The following is a 14,007-nucleotide window of genomic DNA, read 5'->3' as shown; positions in this document are numbered from 1 at the left end:
TCGTCAACCGGCGAACGGGCGGGCCGAGCGATCGGCGATGCTGGTGCGGTGCCGTTGAGGATCGATATCGCCGGGCTGCCGGCCGAGCAGGTGCGGTTCGCCGCGTCGCCGCTCGCGGAGCTGACCGCGATGCTGCACGTGCTCGCCGAGCCGGGCCACCATCCGCGGTTCGCCGCGTGGGCGGGCGAAGTCTGGGCGGGGATGCGACCCGAACTGGCCGAACGCGTGCGAGAGGCCGATTCCCTGTGGTGGTCCTCGCAAGCCGACTTCCTGCTGCCCGGACGTCCGCGCCCGACGCTCGCCGAGGAACTGGCAGACGTCGATGCGATCGACCACGAAACGTACCCGACCGCAGCGCTCGTCTCGACCTGCGGCAGCACCCGGATCGCGACCCGTTCCCCGCTCGCCGACCCGGCCTCGCGCGAACGCGCCCTCGACCTCGCCCAGGCACGCGGCCCCCGTCAGGAAGCATTCGCCGAATCCCTGCTGACGGACCCCGCAGCCACCCGCGCCCGTGTCCGCGACACCCTCGAACAGTGCGCCGAAGCGTTCTTCGACAGCGCTTGGACCGGGCTCGAACCCCAGCTCGCCGCGGACCTGCGACACAAACAAGACCTGTTGCGGCACAAGGGAATCCGTACAGCGCTGGACGCGGTTTCCAGCGCGGTCACGCTATCCGAGGACGGTTCCCGGATCGTGGTGGACAAGCTGCAGGACAAGGCGACCTCCGCCCGAGACAGCGTCACGTTCATCCCCAGCGTCTTCGGCAGCCCGCACCTGGTCGTGGTCCACGCGTCCGGCTGGCAGCCAGTAGTGCAATACTCCGTCGCTGACGCAACCGCGCCGGTGCCGCTGGAAACCGTCGAACTCCGGCTTGACGCGCTAGCCCATCCGGTACGGCTGCGCCTGGTCCGCACGCTGGCGCGGAGCCCGCACACCACCAGCGAACTCGCGCACAACTGGGACCTGTCCGCGCCGGAGGTGTCCCGGCATCTCGCGGTCCTGCGCCGGGCGGGTCTGCTCACGACCAAGCGCCAAGGCCGGTACGTCCGCTACTCGCTCGCCTTGCCGCAGCTGTCCTCGCTGGGCACCGACCTGCTGGCTGCCGTCCTGCGCTGACTCAGGTGCGCAGGCCGTCGAAGAGGATCGCGATGGTGCGGTCGCGCAGTTCGCGGTCGGCCCCGACGTGCTCGGCCGCCTTCGCGGTGCCGATGATCACCGGGATCAGCTCGGTGGTGGTCACGTCGCGTCGCACCGCACCGCTCTCCTGGGCGCGCCGCAGCAGCACGCCGAGCGACTCGCGCAGCCGCTCCCCGATCACCGAACCCGTGCTAGGGACGCACACGCCGGCCGAGGTGAGCGCTTCGAAGTAGGCGTTTTTGGCGCTGGACATCTCGATCCAGCTGGTGAGGAAGGTGAAGAACGCGGCCCCGGCGTCCTCGGCATTTTGCGCGACGACGGCGTCCGCCTCGTCGACGAACCGGTGCAGCCGCGCGTAGAGCACGGCTTCCAGAAGCGCTTCTTTCGTGGGGAAGTGCCGGAACACCGTGCCGATGCCGACGCCGGCCTCGCGCGCGACCTCCTCGGTCGGCGCGCCGGTGCCCTTCGCCGCGAACACGGTCTCGGCGGCTTCGAGCACCTTGGCGCGGTTTCGCCGCGCGTCGGCGCGCAGCGGTTTGTCCTCCGTCACGGCTGTGATGGTAGTCGCGCGTCCTGGCCGCGCGGCGCCCGATCCAGGTGGGTTCGGCGTGCCGGAGGGTCGGAAACAACCCGTCCGGAGCAGGCGTCAGGAATCGTCAAACCTCTGCCGGTCGTTCACACTGTAGTGTGACGACCGTCACGAGAGGTGCACGACCATGACTCTAGGCGACAACGAGGTCACCCAGTCAGTCCAAGCTTCCTCCGGCGACCGCCGGGTGCAGGTACGCCGGGCGGCCCTGGCCGGTTCGATCGGCACCACCATCGAGTGGTACGACTTCTTCCTCTACAACACCGCCGCCGCGTTGGTCTTTCCCCATCTGTTCTTCCCCGCGTCGTCCTCGTACGCGGGGGTCATGCAGTCGTTCGCCACCTACGCGGTCGGGTTCGCGGCCCGCCCGATCGGCGCGGCGATCTTCGGCCATTGGGGCGATCGGCTGGGCCGCAAGGCGACGCTCATCGTGACGCTCCTGCTGATGGGCCTGTCCTCGGCGGTGGTCGGCCTCCTGCCCGGCGCCGCGACCATCGGCATCGCGGCCCCGCTGATCCTGGTCCTGCTGCGTCTCGTGCAAGGCATCGCGATCGGCGGCGAGTGGAGCGGATCGGTATTGCTGGCGATGGAATGGGGCGACCAGCGCCGGCGCGGGCTGCTGGCAAGTTTCGCTCAGGTCGGCGTCCCGGTCGGACTTGTACTGGGGACCGGCGGAATGACCTTGCTGTCCGCGACGCTGTCTCCGGACGCCTTCTCCTCGTGGGGCTGGCGGATCCCGTTCCTGCTGAGCCTGGTGCTGGTGGCGATCGGCCTGGTCATCCGGCTGCGCATTCTCGAAACGCCGATGTTCGCCGCCGCGGTCGCAGCCAAACGCACCTCGAAAGCGCCAGTGAAGGACGTTGTCCGCCACCACTGGCGCGAGATCCTGCTGTCGGCCGGTTTGCGGTTCAGCGAGCAGATGCCGTTCTACCTGTTCACCAGCTACGTCCTGGTCTACGTGGTGCAGCGGCCGGAGTTCAGCAAAACGTTCGTGCTCAATGCGGTCCTGGTCGGCGCGGCGGCGGAATTGCTGCTGATCCCGCTGTTCTCGCAGCTCTCCGACCGGATCGGCCGCAAACAGGTCTACTTGACCGGCGCGGTGCTGACCGGAGTGATCGCGTTCCCGTACTTCACCGTGCTGACCCACAGCGGCCACGCGATGATCTTCCTGGCGATCATCGTGTCCCTGGTGGCGCACTCGATGCAGTACGGCCCGCAGGCGGCGCTGATCGGCGAAAGCTTCCCGACGCATCTGCGCTACGGCGGCGCGGGGCTGGGATATCAGCTGGCGTCGGTGTTCGCGGGCGGCCCCGCTCCTCTGCTGGCGGTTTGGCTGCTGCACACCACCGGCACGCCGTATTCGATTTCGATCTACATCGTCGCTTCTGTTGTGGTGACGGTGTTGTGCGTGATCGCGCTGCCCGATCGTTCGAAGGCCGACATCGACGACGTCGGCGTCTACGCCCGCTGACCGCACGAAAAGGGGGCTGCCACCCCGAATTCCGGAGTGGCAGCCCCCTTTGCACGACGAGATCAGCGCTGCGGCGGCGGCCCGCCCTGCGGTCCGCCGAACGGGCCCTGCTGCGGGAACGGCCCGCTGCCCGGTCCGGGTCCCTGCGGTCCGCCGAACTGCTGCGGCGGCGGTCCCTGGTACGGCCCGCCCTGCGGTCCCGGTCCTGCCGGAGGCTGCGGCTGCGGCAACGACTGCTGCTGCTGGGCAGGCGGCGGAGTGCTGGGCTGCCGCGGCCGCTCCGGCGGCGCGGGCGGCTCCTCTTCCTGGACCGGTGCGGGAGCTTCGGGCTTGGCGGCCGGAGCCCCGCCGATCGCCCGGCGTTCCGTCGCCGCGCCCAGCGGCCCGTCGACCTCCTTGCGCGCCACCGCTTCCGCGGCGGCCACGGCCTCGGCGACCTTCGGGTCGCTGCTCGTGTCGAACCATCCGGCGACCTCGTCGTCGTCGAGGTCCGGGCGGGCCGGGGTGTCGTCCTTCGGCGGCTCGTAGCGGAACACGCCGTCGTCGCCGGGAGCGCCGAGGGCGCGGGCGAAGCCTTCGAGGGCCTTGCCGTAGTCGCTCGGGATCATCCAGACCTTGTTCGCGTCGCCCTGCGCCATCTGCGGGAGCGTCTGCAGGTACTGGTAGGCGAGGACTTCCGGCGTCGGGCGGCCGGCCTTGATCGCCGCGAACACCTTCTCGATCGCCTTCGCCTGGCCCTGTGCCTGCAGGTAGCGGGCGGCTCGTTCACCCTGTGCGCGCAGGATCCGCGACTGCCGTTCCGCCTCCGCGGCGAGGATCGCGGCCTGCTTCTGGCCTTCCGCGGCGAGGATCTGGCTCTGCTTCTGGCCTTCGGCCGTCTTGATCGACGATTCCCGCTGGCCTTCCGCGGTGAGGATCATCGCGCGCTTCTCCCGGTCGGCGCGCATCTGCTTCTCCATCGAGTCCTGGATGGAGGCGGGCGGCTCGATCGCCTTCAGCTCGACGCGGGCGACGCGGATGCCCCAGCGGCCGGTGGCCTCGTCGAGCACGCCGCGCAGCTGGGTGTTGATCGAGTCGCGGGAGGTCAGCGTCTCTTCCAGGCTCATGCCGCCGACCACGTTGCGGAGCGTGGTGGTGGTGAGCTGCTCGACGCCGATGATGTAGTTCGAGATCTCGTAGACCGCGGCGCGCGAGTCGGTGACCTGGAAGTACACGACGGTGTCGATGTTCACCGTCAGGTTGTCCTCGGTGATCACCGGCTGCGGCGGGAACGAGACGACCTGCTCGCGCAGGTCGATCCGCGCGCGCACCTTGTCCAGGAACGGGACGAGGAAGGTCAGGCCGGGCGAAGCGACCGTGCGGAACCGGCCGAGCCGCTCGATCACCGCCGACTGGGCCTGTGGCACCACCATGATCGCCTTGACCACTGTGATGATGACGAACAGAGCCAGCAGTGCGACCACGACGATCGCTATTGTCGACAAGAGCGTTTCCCCTTACCTAGTACCGTTTTTCCTCGGACGGCGCCTCACGAGACGATGTCCACCACGGCCGTGGCGCCGGAGATCTCGACGACCGTGACGCTGGTGCCCGGCGCGATCGGCGGCTGCGATTCGTGCACGGCGCGCGCCGACCACACCTCGCCGCCGATTTTCACCTGGCCGGCATCGTAGTCCACAGTGGACACTACGACGGCGCGGGCTCCGACCAGCGCGTCGATGCCGGTGGGGATGCCCGACCCGGAGAGAAAGCGGCGCTTGAGCGCCGGGCGGACCAACGCGAGCAGCCCGACCGAGCTGACCGCGAACACGGCGACGTCGATGTAGATGTTGCCCGTGAGCGCTTCCGAGCCGGCTCCGAGCAACGCGCCGATGCCGAGCATGATCAGCACGAAGTCCCCGGAGATCACCTCCGCGATCATCAGGACGATGCCGATGATCAGCCAGATCAGAGCCGCTGCCATGCCCTCATGCTCTCAGATCGCGTCGTTTCGCACCGGGCAAACTACTCGACGTGACCGACGCGTGACCTTGGATTTTTCCGGCATAACGGGCATTACGGTGTGTCATCGCCCGGTTCGGTCACGAAGTCGATGAGCCGTTCCACCGCGCCGATCAGCGGCGTTTCGAGATCGCGGAAGCTGCGCACCCCGGCGAGCACGCGCTGCCAGCCCTCGTACGGTTCGCCCCAGCCGAGCGCGTCGCAGATGCCGGCTTTCCATTCGACGCCGCGCGGGATCTCCGGCCAGGCGCGGATGCCGACCGACGCGGGTTTCACCGCCTGCCAGACGTCGATGTACGGGTGCCCGGTGACGAGCACCTGCTCGTCGCGGATCTGCCCGACCAGGCGGGATTCCTTGCTGCCCGCGACGAGGTGGTCGACGAGGACGCCGAGCCTGCGCCCGGGTCCGGTGCCGAATTCGGCGATGCGGTCGGCGAGGACGTCGACGCCGTCGAGCGGTTCCACGACGACGCCTTCGACGCGCAGGTCGTGTCCCCAGACGCGTTCGACCAGTTCGGCGTCGTGCTTGCCCTCGACCCAGATCCGGGAGTCGCGCGCGACCCGTGCCTGCAGGCCCTGCACGCGGACCGAGCCGGACGCCGACACCTGCCGTGCCGGGGCGGCGGTCTTCTTGACCGGCACGAGCGTGACCGGTTTGCCTTCCAGCAGGAACCCGGCGGGCTCGAGCGGGAACACCCGGTGGCGGCCCTTGGCGTCCTCGAGGACGACGTTCCCGTACTCGATCTTCACCACCGCGCCGCAGTAGCCGCTGGCCGGATCCTCGACCACGAGGCCCGGCTCGGCGGGGACCTCCGGGATCTTCCGCTTGCGGGGGCCGGACAGCACGTCGTGATAGCGCACGGTCGGGCACGTTATCGCCCGCAGCGAGGGCACGTCCCGCCGCCACGCCGGAGGGAGCCGGTCCTCCGGCTTGACGTGGAGCGCGCTCCAGCTCCTAGCGTCGGCGGCGTCCGTAATTCTTCGCAGCACCGCCCGGTCGGCCGGGCAGGAGGAGTATCCGCGCATGATCACCCGAACCACGCTCGGCTCGCCCGGTCTCGCTGTCAGCGCGATGGGCTTGGGGTGCATGGGGATGAGCGAGAGCTACGGCGCCGCCGACTGGGACGGCGGCATGGCCACCATCGACCGGGCCTTGGAACTGGGCGTCACGTTCCTGGACACCGCCGACGCCTACGGCTCCGGGCACAACGAGGTGCTGGTGGGCCGGGCCGTCCACGGTCGTCGGGACCAGGTGCAGCTGGCCACGAAGTTCGGCCTCGACCGCAGCGGCGGCGACGCGGCCCGCCGCATCCGCGGCGCCCGGGACTACGTGCTGCGCTCCTGCGACGCCTCGCTGCTGCGGCTGGGCGTCGACGTGATCGACCTCTACTACGCCCACCGCCCGCCCCAGGACGTGGAAATCGAAGAGACCGTCGGAGCGATGGCCGAACTCGTCCAGGCTGGCAAGGTCCGCCATCTGGGCCTGTCCGAGGTCGACGGCGAACTGCTGCGCCGGGCGCACGCGGTGCACCCGATCGCCGCGGTGCAGAGCGAGTACTCGCTGTGGACCCGGGACGTCGAGGCCGTCACTCCGGTGATGGCCGAGCTGGGGGTCGGGCTGGTGCCGTACTCGCCGCTGGGGCGAGGGTTCCTGACCGGTGCCCTGGACCGCTCCGCGTTGGGCGAGAAGGACTTCCGGCGCACCAATCCCCGGTTCGCCGGGGAGGCGGGCGAGGCCAACGAGAAGATCGCGCAGACCGTGCGCGAGGTGGCCGACCGGCTGGGCGCCAGCCCGGCCCAGGTGGCGCTGGCGTGGGTGTACGCCCAGGCCGAACGGCTCGGGGTGGCGGTGGCGGCCATTCCGGGCACCCGCAGCCCGGCCCGGCTGGAGCAGAACGCGGCCGCGTTGGAGGTCACGCTGGACGCCGAGGCGCTGGCCGCGCTGGATCCGCTGAGCGACCAGGTGACGGGCGAGCGCTACGTCCCCGCGCACACCGCTGAGATCGCTCGGGGTTAGCGGCTCGACGCGCCCTGACCGCCAATGCCAGATACCTGAGGCGAGGCCGCGGGTGAGGTACGTGAGGGGAACCCTGGGGGAATCTGAGTACATGAGGGTTCCCCTCACGTACGTTCGCCTTGCCTGTGGCGCATCTCGTAGGTCTCTCACGGACACCTAGCCTCGCCGCTGTGCGGGTTCCTGGCATTAGTCCCGGACCGGCTCAGCTGGCCATCCGCAGCACGGCGTCGGTGAACGCCGTCGGCCCGCCTCGGCGGAGCGGGCCCATGGCCACGAGCGGGGCGAGCGCGACGCACCACGCGTGCACCCGGTCGCCGTCGAGGTGCGGGAGTTTGGCGATCCCGTCCTCGACCGCGGCGCCGTCGGCCATCGGCAGCACTGCCCAGTCGACCGCGTCGAAGGCCGGGTCGCCGACGCACGGGCGCGGGTCGATCGCGACCGCGCCGCGCGCTGGTCCGGCGTCCAGGACGTTGCCGGGATGCAGGTCGCCGTGCACGAGCGCGATCGGGCCGCTGGCGGCGAGTTTCTCGGAGCGGGCGAGGCCGGTGCGCAGCGATTCCAGCGGGAGGTGCGCTTCGGCCGGGGATCCGGCCAGGCGTTGCTCGGCGAGGCCGAACATGAACCGGACGCGTTCGAGCTGGGTCGGGAACGGCCCGGCGACCGGGACGCCGTGGACGTCGGCGAGCAGTTCGCCGATCTGGTCCCACGGGACGTCCGCGCCGCGTTCGGTGAACGTGTCGCCCGGTTCGAGCCCTTCGAGCAGCACGGCGCCGTGGTCGAGGTCGGCGTCGAGGATCTGCACGACCCGCGACAGCCCGGCCCACGAGCCCAGCGCGGTGGCCTCCGCGGTCGCGATCGCGCGGTCCGGGCAGAGTTTGAGCACCTTCAGCGCGTCCTCGCCGTCGCGGCAGAGCAGCGTGCGGCCGGTGTTGCCGGGCCGGGCTTCGGACACGGTGAGGCCCCACTGGCGGCAGAGCCGTTCGACCAGTGCGGGCAGCGCGTCGCACCACGCTTCGGCGGCCGGGCCGAAGCGATTGACCAGGCGGGCGCGGGCGGCAGAGTCCATCAGAGCGGTGTCCATCGGTTCCGCCATTAGAACAGCGGCCAAGGGATCGCGCGCCAGTCGTCGCCGGGCTCGGGGAACACCGCCTCGGCGAGCAGATAGTCGGTGCGCTGCGAAAGCGCCCGGATCTCGAAGGCGGTGAGGTGCTCACCGAGTTCCGCGCCGAGGCGGCCGTCGAGGTCCGCGCGGAGCTTCCGCAGTTTCTCGACCGCGTCCTCGGGCAGGTCCTCGCCGATCCAGCCCCACAGCACGGTGCGCAGCTTCGGGTCGGTGTGCAGGCAGATGCCGTGGTCCACGCCGTAGACGTGGCCGTCGGTCGCGGCGAGCAGGTGGCCGCCCTTGCGGTCGGTGTTGTTGACGACGATGTCGAGGACCGCGAGTTCGCGCAGGTCCGGGTGGTCGGCGTGGACGAGGACCGCCGGTTCGCCGAGCCGGTCGTGCGCGTGGAGCACGGTGCGCCAGCCTTCGGGGACTTCTTCCGGCGCGCGGACGTCGACGGCTTCGGCGTCCTCGTCGGTTTCGACCCACAGCTGCACCATGCCGGGCCCGAACGGGCCGTCCCGCAGCACGGTGGGCGGGATCGCGCCGAGGCCGCAGGCGTCGGAGATCATCGCGGTGGCGACCTCGCGGCCGGCGAGGGTGCCGTCCGGGAAGTCCCACAGCGGGCGCTCCCCCGACACCGGCTTGTACACCACGCGGCCGGTGACGCCGTCGAGTTCGATCGCGCAGAACAGCGTGACGTTGGAGGCGTCGACCAGCCTGCCCTCGACGTCGATGCGGCCGCGGGAGACGAAATCGCGGGCGGCGGGGTCGGCCGGCCCTGGCGCGGTGCTCGCCACGGGCGCCCTCAGTCCTCGGTCACGTCGACGTCGCGCCGGTACCCGTTCTGCCGCGGGCAGATGTGCCCGGCCGGGTCGAGCGGTTCGCCGCACAGCGGGCACGGCTTGCGGCCGGCGTTGACGACGCGGTCGGCGCGTTCGGCGAAGGCGCGGGCGGCGACCGGCGTGAGGAAGACGCGCACCGCGTCCGGGCCCTCCTCGGTGTCGTCGAGCACGACGGTCTCGTCGATTTCGCCCTCGGTGATCGCGAGCAGTTCCACGACGACCGCGCCGGAGTCGGCGTCCCAGCCGAGCCCCATCGTGCCGACCCGGAACTCCTCCTCGACGGGCACCGCGAGCGGGTCCACGTCGACCTCGTCGTCGGGGGCCTGTGCGGGCACGTCGGCGCCGAACCGGCTGGCGACCTCCTCCAGGAGCGAGCCGAGCCGCTCCGCGAGGACGACCACCTGCTGTTTTTCGATCGTGACGCTGATCGTCCGCACGTCCTCCGTCGCCTGGAGGTAGAAGGTGCGGTCGCCGGGCTCGCCGACCGTGCCGGCCACGAACCGGTCGGGCTTGCGGAAGACGTGGATTACGCGTGACATAGCATCTTCGACCCTAGGCCACGCCCGCATGATCGGCATCCGCCGCCCCGGGTTGAGGTGAGTTCGCGCGCGATTCCTGCGCGGTGCGTGCGGATCCGGACACGCAGCGGATCCTCGTTACGCTTTCCGGGTGCCTCGCATCTCTCCTCATGGAACCTGGACCTCTCCCGTCACCGCGGCCGACGCGGCAGCCGCCGGCTGCGGCGCGCAATGGCTCGCCGCGGTCGACGGCGCGCTCTGGTGGGCGGAAGCGCGGCCGGCCGAAGGCGGTCGCGTCGCTCTCGTGCGCGCGCTTCCCGGCGGCGGCGTCGAGGACGTGCTGCCCGCGCCGTGGAACGTCCGCAACCGGGTGCACGAGTACGGCGGACGGCCGTGGCTCGCGGTCGACGGCGTCGTGGTGTTCACGCACTGGGCCGACCAGCGGGTGTACGCGCTGAAGGACGGCGAAGTCGCCGCGCTGACGCCGGAACCGGCCACGCCGCAAGGTGTCCGCTACGGCGACCTCCGGCCCGGCCGCGCGGGCGAGGTGTGGGCGGTCCGCGAGCGCAGCACCGGGCCGCGGCGCACCGACATCTCCCGCGAGCTGGTCGCGATCCCGCTGAACGGCTCCGCCGAACGGGTGCTCGTCGAAGGCCACCGGTTCTTCACCGCGCCGCAGCTGTCGGCGGACGGCGCGCACGCCGCGTGGCTCGCGTGGGATCACCCGGCGATGCCGTGGGACGGGACCGAGCTGTTCGTCGCGCCGGTGGCGGCCGACGGTTCCTTCGGGGACGCGCGCGTGCTGGCGGGCGGGCCGGAGGTCGCGGTGTGCCAGGTGGCGTGGGAGACCGCGGATCAGCTCCTCGTGCTCGCCGACCCGGACGGCTGGTGGAACCTGCACCGCGTCGGGCTCGACGGCGCGACGGTCAACCTCGCGCCGGTGGAGCGCGAACTGGGCGGGCCGATGTGGAAGCTCGGCACCAGCTGGTTCGCCCCGCTGGGCGGCGGGAAGCACGCGGTCCTCGACTCCGGCAAACTGGCGATCCTGGACGAGAGCGACGGTTCGGTGACGCGCGTCGACACCGAGCTGACCGTGTGGTCGTCGGTCGGGCTGGTCGCGACGGCGGACGGGATCGCCGGGATCGCGGGCGGGCCGCGGCACGAGAGCGCGGTCGTGGTGCTGGACCCGGACACCGGGAAGTGGCGGGCGCTCACGCCGCAGCCGGCCTCGCTGCCGCCCGCGGAGTACCTGCCGGTCCCGCAGGAGCGGGTGTTCACCGGGCCGGACGGCGCGGACATCCCGGCGTACGTGTTCCCGCCGACGAACCCGGACTTCGTCGCGCCGGAGGGCGAACTGCCGCCGTACGTGGTCCACGTGCACGGCGGGCCGACCGGGCACAGCGACGAATCGCTCGACCTGGACTTCGCGTACTTCACCAGCCGCGGCATCGGCGTCGTCGCGGTGAACTACGGCGGCTCCACCGGCTACGGGCGGGCGTTCCGCGAGCGGCTGCGGGAGCAGTGGGGCGTGGTGGACGTGCGCGACTGCGCGGCGGTCGCCGAAGCGCTGGTCGCGGAAGGGATCGCCGACCGGGCGCGGCTGGGCATCCGCGGCGGCAGCGCCGGCGGGTTCACCTCGGCGGCGTCGATCACGATGACCCGCACCTACGCGGCGGCGACGGTGAAGTTCCCGATCCTCGACTTCGCCGGCTGGACCGGCGAGGGCGGCGAAACGCACGACTTCGAGTCGCAGTACCTGGTCAGCATGGTCGGCCCGTATCCGGAAACCGCGCAGCGGTACCGGGAGCGCTCGCCGATGACGCACGTGGGCTCGCTGGCCGGGCCGGTGCTGTTCCTGCAGGGGCTGGAGGACGAGATCTGCCCGCCGGACCAGGCGGACCGGTTCGTTTCCGAAATCGACGGCAGCGGGATCCCGCACGCGTACCTGCGGTTCGAGGGCGAGCAGCACGGTTTCCGGAAGGCGGAGACGATCGTGGCCGCGCTGGAGGCGGAACTTTCCTTCTACGGCCAGGTTTTCGGCTTCGAGACCCCGGACGTGCCGCGGCTGGAGCTGACCCGGTGAGGCCCGCCAGACTCTCCGCCGGGGACACCGTCGCGCTCGTCGCGCCGTCCGGACCGGTGCCGCAGGACTTGCTGGACGCCGCGCTGCCGGTGCTGCGCGAGTGGGGCGTGAAGGTGCGGATCGGCGCCGGGGTGCGGGCTTCCGGCGGGTCGTACCTTTCGGCACCAGACCAGGCACGCGCCGCGGAGTTCACCGAAGCGTGGCTGGATCCGGAGGTCCGGTGCGTGCTCGCGGCGCGCGGCGGCTACGGGACGCAGCGGATGATCGATCTGGTGGACTGGGCGGCGTTGCGGGCCGCGGGGCCTAAGGTGCTGGCCGGGTCGAGCGATGTAACCGCGCTGCACCGGGCCGTGCACACCCATCTGGACCTCGCGACGCTGCTTTCTCCGATGCCCGCGAGCGTCCTGTTCGACGAAGCCGCGTCGGAGCACCTGCGGCGGACGTTGTTCGAGCCGGACCACGCGCGGGTGCTGCGGGCGCGGGAACCGGACGTCGTCGTGCCCGGCCGCGCGCTGGGCGTGCTGGTGGGCGGGAATCTGTCGCTGCTGGCGTCCGGGGTCGGGACGGCGGAGCAGGGGTCCGCGCGCGGCGGGATCGTGCTGCTGGAGGACGTGACCGAGAGCCCGTACCGGATCGACCGGATGGTGACGCAGCTGCTGCGTTCCGGCTGGTTCGACGGAGCGCGCGGGGTCGTGCTGGGTTCGTGGGCCGCGTGCGGCGATCCGGCGGAGGTCCGGGAACTGCTGGCGGAACGGTTGTCGCCGCTCGGGGTTCCGGTGCTGAGCGGGTTCGGCTTCGGGCACGTCGCGGGGTCGCCGACGCTGCCGCTTGGCGTGTCCGCGTCGCTCGACACCGAACTGGGCACCGTCACCCTCGACTCCCCCGCGCTGGACTGAGCCCGCATGCGACTGTCCACTGTGGAGACCCGGGCGAGGTTCGCGGCGGCGCGGGTGGCCAGGCTCGCCACAGCGGACAGTCGCGGGGTCCCGCATCTGGTGCCGGTGACGTTCGCGGTGCGCGACGACACGGTCGTGTTCGCGGTCGACCACAAACCGAAGACCACGACGTCGTTGCGGCGGCTGGCGAACATCGCGGAGAACCCGGCGGTGTCGTTCCTGGTCGACGAGTACGACGAGGATTGGTCGCGGTTGTGGTGGGCCCGAGCGGACGGCGTGGCGCGGGTGGTCTCTGACGCTTCGCGGGCTTCGTATGTCGGTTGGTTGACGGAGAAGTATCCCCAGTACGCCGAGCGGCCTCCTGAGCACGCGGTGGTCGTGACCGAGGTGCGGACCTGGCGAGGTTGGGCGAGTTCGTAACGCCGGTTCGAGTGCTCGCGATCTTTCTCCCGAAATGGGGAGGATCATGCGTATCGCGCTTGTGGTGACCGGCCTTGTCCTGCTGGTCGCGGGCTGTTCGGCCGAGGCTCCGGCGGCTGCTCCGAAACCGAGTTCCGCGCCGCCGTCGAGTTCCGCGCCGCCGTCGGCCGCGGGTGACCTCACGAAGTACCTGCCGAGCGGGGACGAGCTGACCAAGGCCGGGCTCACCGTGGGACGAGATCGGCTGCCGTACGTCGTCGGTCCGAACACGCCGCTGCGCATCGTGCGGGTGTGCGGCGCCGACCAGCCTTGGGACGCCGCCGTGCGGAACGGCGCGCAGGCGTACTCCACAAAGGACACGCTGTGGATCCGGCAGCGGCTCGCCGAGTACGAGGGCTACACCGGCTCGCAGGTCGTCTCGGGCCTGGACAAGGCGCTCGGCTGCGGGAAAACGGCGTCCGGGGACCACGATCTCGCGTTCGTGAGCCGGTTCTCCTCGCACGGCAAGGGGCTGTCGGAGGACGCCGAGCTCACAGTGAAGTCCCGGTTCTCGGTCCCCGGCATCGCCGATCCGCAACTCGGGTTCTGCGGGCAGTTCGCGGAGGCCCGGATGGCGAGCTGCGTCCTGGTGCTTGCGCACGGCAACCGCGTTCTCGCTGTCGCGGCCACCGACTACCAAATGAGCATGGCGGCGCAGCAGGCCGAACTGAAGCGGCTGGCTCCCACCTTCGTCGCGGCGTTCGACCAGGACTGAGGTAACGCCGGGTCCGAGCCTGGCGATCTTCCCCGCGTGCGGAGGGGGATCTTGGGGGCCGTAGCCGGGCTCGCGCTGCTCGCGGGTTGAGCGGGCGAGACTTCGACGCCCTCCGCCAAGGATCTCAGCAAGTATTTGCCGAACGAGAAGCAGTTGAGCGAGGTAGGGGTC

Annotated in this window: 14 protein-coding genes; 7 read left to right on the top strand and 7 right to left on the bottom strand. The window is 71.1% G+C overall.

Annotation, left to right across the window (positions count from 1 at the left end; genetic code table 11):
• The first annotated feature begins 48 nt into the window (after positions 1–48).
• On the top strand, positions 49–1,119 hold the full coding sequence (locus AB5I40_RS03635; RefSeq protein ID WP_370936989.1) for a DUF5937 family protein: 1,071 nt from the start codon (positions 49–51) through the stop codon (positions 1,117–1,119).
• 1 nt (position 1,120) lies between these two features.
• On the opposite strand, the gene AB5I40_RS03630 is transcribed toward AB5I40_RS03635, so the two are convergent.
• The gene (locus AB5I40_RS03630) at positions 1,121–1,690 is read right to left on the bottom strand and encodes a TetR/AcrR family transcriptional regulator (protein ID WP_370936988.1); all 570 of its coding nucleotides are present in this window, start codon (positions 1,688–1,690) and stop codon (positions 1,121–1,123) included.
• 166 nt (positions 1,691–1,856) lie between these two features.
• Between AB5I40_RS03630 and AB5I40_RS03625 the strand changes: the two genes are divergently transcribed.
• Positions 1,857–3,200 carry an MFS transporter gene (locus tag AB5I40_RS03625; protein ID WP_370936987.1) on the top strand — a complete coding sequence of 448 codons (1,344 nt, stop codon included), beginning with the start codon at positions 1,857–1,859 and terminating at the stop codon, positions 3,198–3,200.
• 62 nt (positions 3,201–3,262) lie between these two features.
• Here the strand turns inward: AB5I40_RS03625 and AB5I40_RS03620 are convergent, their stop codons facing one another.
• The 3 genes from AB5I40_RS03620 to AB5I40_RS03610 all read right to left on the bottom strand — a co-directional run bounded on the left by AB5I40_RS03620 (position 3,263) and on the right by AB5I40_RS03610 (position 6,047).
• Positions 3,263–4,612 (bottom strand): SPFH domain-containing protein, encoded by a 1,350-nt coding sequence (locus AB5I40_RS03620; protein ID WP_370940443.1) that lies wholly within the window; start codon positions 4,610–4,612, stop codon positions 3,263–3,265.
• A gap of 116 nt (positions 4,613–4,728) precedes the next feature.
• Positions 4,729–5,163 (bottom strand): NfeD family protein, encoded by a 435-nt coding sequence (locus tag AB5I40_RS03615; protein WP_370936986.1) that lies wholly within the window; start codon positions 5,161–5,163, stop codon positions 4,729–4,731.
• A 92-nt stretch (positions 5,164–5,255) separates the two neighbouring features.
• On the bottom strand, positions 5,256–6,047 hold the full coding sequence (locus AB5I40_RS03610; protein WP_370940442.1) for a DUF3097 domain-containing protein: 792 nt from the start codon (positions 6,045–6,047) through the stop codon (positions 5,256–5,258).
• Between the two features lie 178 nt (positions 6,048–6,225).
• Between AB5I40_RS03610 and AB5I40_RS03605 the strand changes: the two genes are divergently transcribed.
• Positions 6,226–7,218 (top strand): aldo/keto reductase, encoded by a 993-nt coding sequence (locus AB5I40_RS03605; protein WP_370936985.1) that lies wholly within the window; start codon positions 6,226–6,228, stop codon positions 7,216–7,218.
• Between the two features lie 202 nt (positions 7,219–7,420).
• On the opposite strand, the gene AB5I40_RS03600 is transcribed toward AB5I40_RS03605, so the two are convergent.
• Genes AB5I40_RS03600 through AB5I40_RS03590 form a run of 3 tightly spaced genes read right to left on the bottom strand, consistent with a single transcriptional unit; the run spans position 7,421 to position 9,704 of the window.
• Positions 7,421–8,299 (bottom strand): phosphotransferase, encoded by an 879-nt coding sequence (locus tag AB5I40_RS03600; RefSeq protein ID WP_370936984.1) that lies wholly within the window; start codon positions 8,297–8,299, stop codon positions 7,421–7,423.
• Between the two features lie 11 nt (positions 8,300–8,310).
• The gene (locus AB5I40_RS03595; protein ID WP_370936983.1) at positions 8,311–9,120 is read right to left on the bottom strand and encodes an SCO1664 family protein; all 810 of its coding nucleotides are present in this window, start codon (positions 9,118–9,120) and stop codon (positions 8,311–8,313) included.
• Positions 9,121–9,128: 8 nt separating this feature from the next.
• Positions 9,129–9,704, bottom strand: coding sequence for a DUF3090 domain-containing protein (locus tag AB5I40_RS03590; protein ID WP_354751019.1), 576 nt, complete (start codon positions 9,702–9,704; stop codon positions 9,129–9,131).
• A gap of 130 nt (positions 9,705–9,834) precedes the next feature.
• Here AB5I40_RS03590 and AB5I40_RS03585 point away from each other — a divergent pair, with 130 nt between their 5' ends.
• Genes AB5I40_RS03585 through AB5I40_RS03570 form a run of 4 tightly spaced genes read left to right on the top strand, consistent with a single transcriptional unit; the run spans position 9,835 to position 13,836 of the window.
• Entirely contained in the window at positions 9,835–11,766 is a 1,932-nt protein-coding gene (locus tag AB5I40_RS03585) for a prolyl oligopeptidase family serine peptidase (protein WP_370936982.1), read from the top strand.
• Positions 11,763–12,662, top strand: coding sequence for an LD-carboxypeptidase (locus AB5I40_RS03580; RefSeq protein ID WP_370936981.1), 900 nt, complete (start codon positions 11,763–11,765; stop codon positions 12,660–12,662). Before AB5I40_RS03585 ends, AB5I40_RS03580 begins: the two co-directional genes overlap by 4 nt.
• Before the next feature lie 6 nt (positions 12,663–12,668).
• On the top strand, positions 12,669–13,082 hold the full coding sequence (locus tag AB5I40_RS03575; protein ID WP_370936980.1) for a TIGR03668 family PPOX class F420-dependent oxidoreductase: 414 nt from the start codon (positions 12,669–12,671) through the stop codon (positions 13,080–13,082).
• Positions 13,083–13,128: 46 nt separating this feature from the next.
• The gene (locus AB5I40_RS03570) at positions 13,129–13,836 is read left to right on the top strand and encodes a hypothetical protein (protein ID WP_370936979.1); all 708 of its coding nucleotides are present in this window, start codon (positions 13,129–13,131) and stop codon (positions 13,834–13,836) included.
• Positions 13,837–14,007: the final 171 nt, after the last annotated feature.

The organism is Amycolatopsis sp. cg13, assembly GCF_041346965.1.
Taxonomy (GTDB): domain Bacteria; phylum Actinomycetota; class Actinomycetes; order Mycobacteriales; family Pseudonocardiaceae; genus Amycolatopsis.
The sequence above is the reverse complement of the archived record's forward strand: the minus strand, read 5'-3'. Positions and strand labels throughout refer to the sequence as shown.

What these genes read in the sequence shown, in the direction of transcription:
- AB5I40_RS03625 (WP_370936987.1), top strand. Translation starts at nt 1,857, where the DNA reads ATGACTCTAGGCGACAACGAGGTCACCCAGTCAGTCCAAGCTTCCTCC.
- AB5I40_RS03620 (WP_370940443.1), bottom strand. Translation starts at nt 4,612, where the DNA reads ATGGTGGTGCCACAGGCCCAGTCGGCGGTGATCGAGCGGCTCGGCCGG.
- AB5I40_RS03615 (WP_370936986.1), bottom strand. Translation starts at nt 5,163, where the DNA reads ATGGCAGCGGCTCTGATCTGGCTGATCATCGGCATCGTCCTGATGATC.
- AB5I40_RS03605 (WP_370936985.1), top strand. Translation starts at nt 6,226, where the DNA reads ATGATCACCCGAACCACGCTCGGCTCGCCCGGTCTCGCTGTCAGCGCG.
- AB5I40_RS03600 (WP_370936984.1), bottom strand. Translation starts at nt 8,299, where the DNA reads ATGGACACCGCTCTGATGGACTCTGCCGCCCGCGCCCGCCTGGTCAAT.
- AB5I40_RS03590 (WP_354751019.1), bottom strand. Translation starts at nt 9,704, where the DNA reads ATGTCACGCGTAATCCACGTCTTCCGCAAGCCCGACCGGTTCGTGGCC.
- AB5I40_RS03575 (WP_370936980.1), top strand. Translation starts at nt 12,669, where the DNA reads ATGCGACTGTCCACTGTGGAGACCCGGGCGAGGTTCGCGGCGGCGCGG.
- AB5I40_RS03570 (WP_370936979.1), top strand. Translation starts at nt 13,129, where the DNA reads ATGCGTATCGCGCTTGTGGTGACCGGCCTTGTCCTGCTGGTCGCGGGC.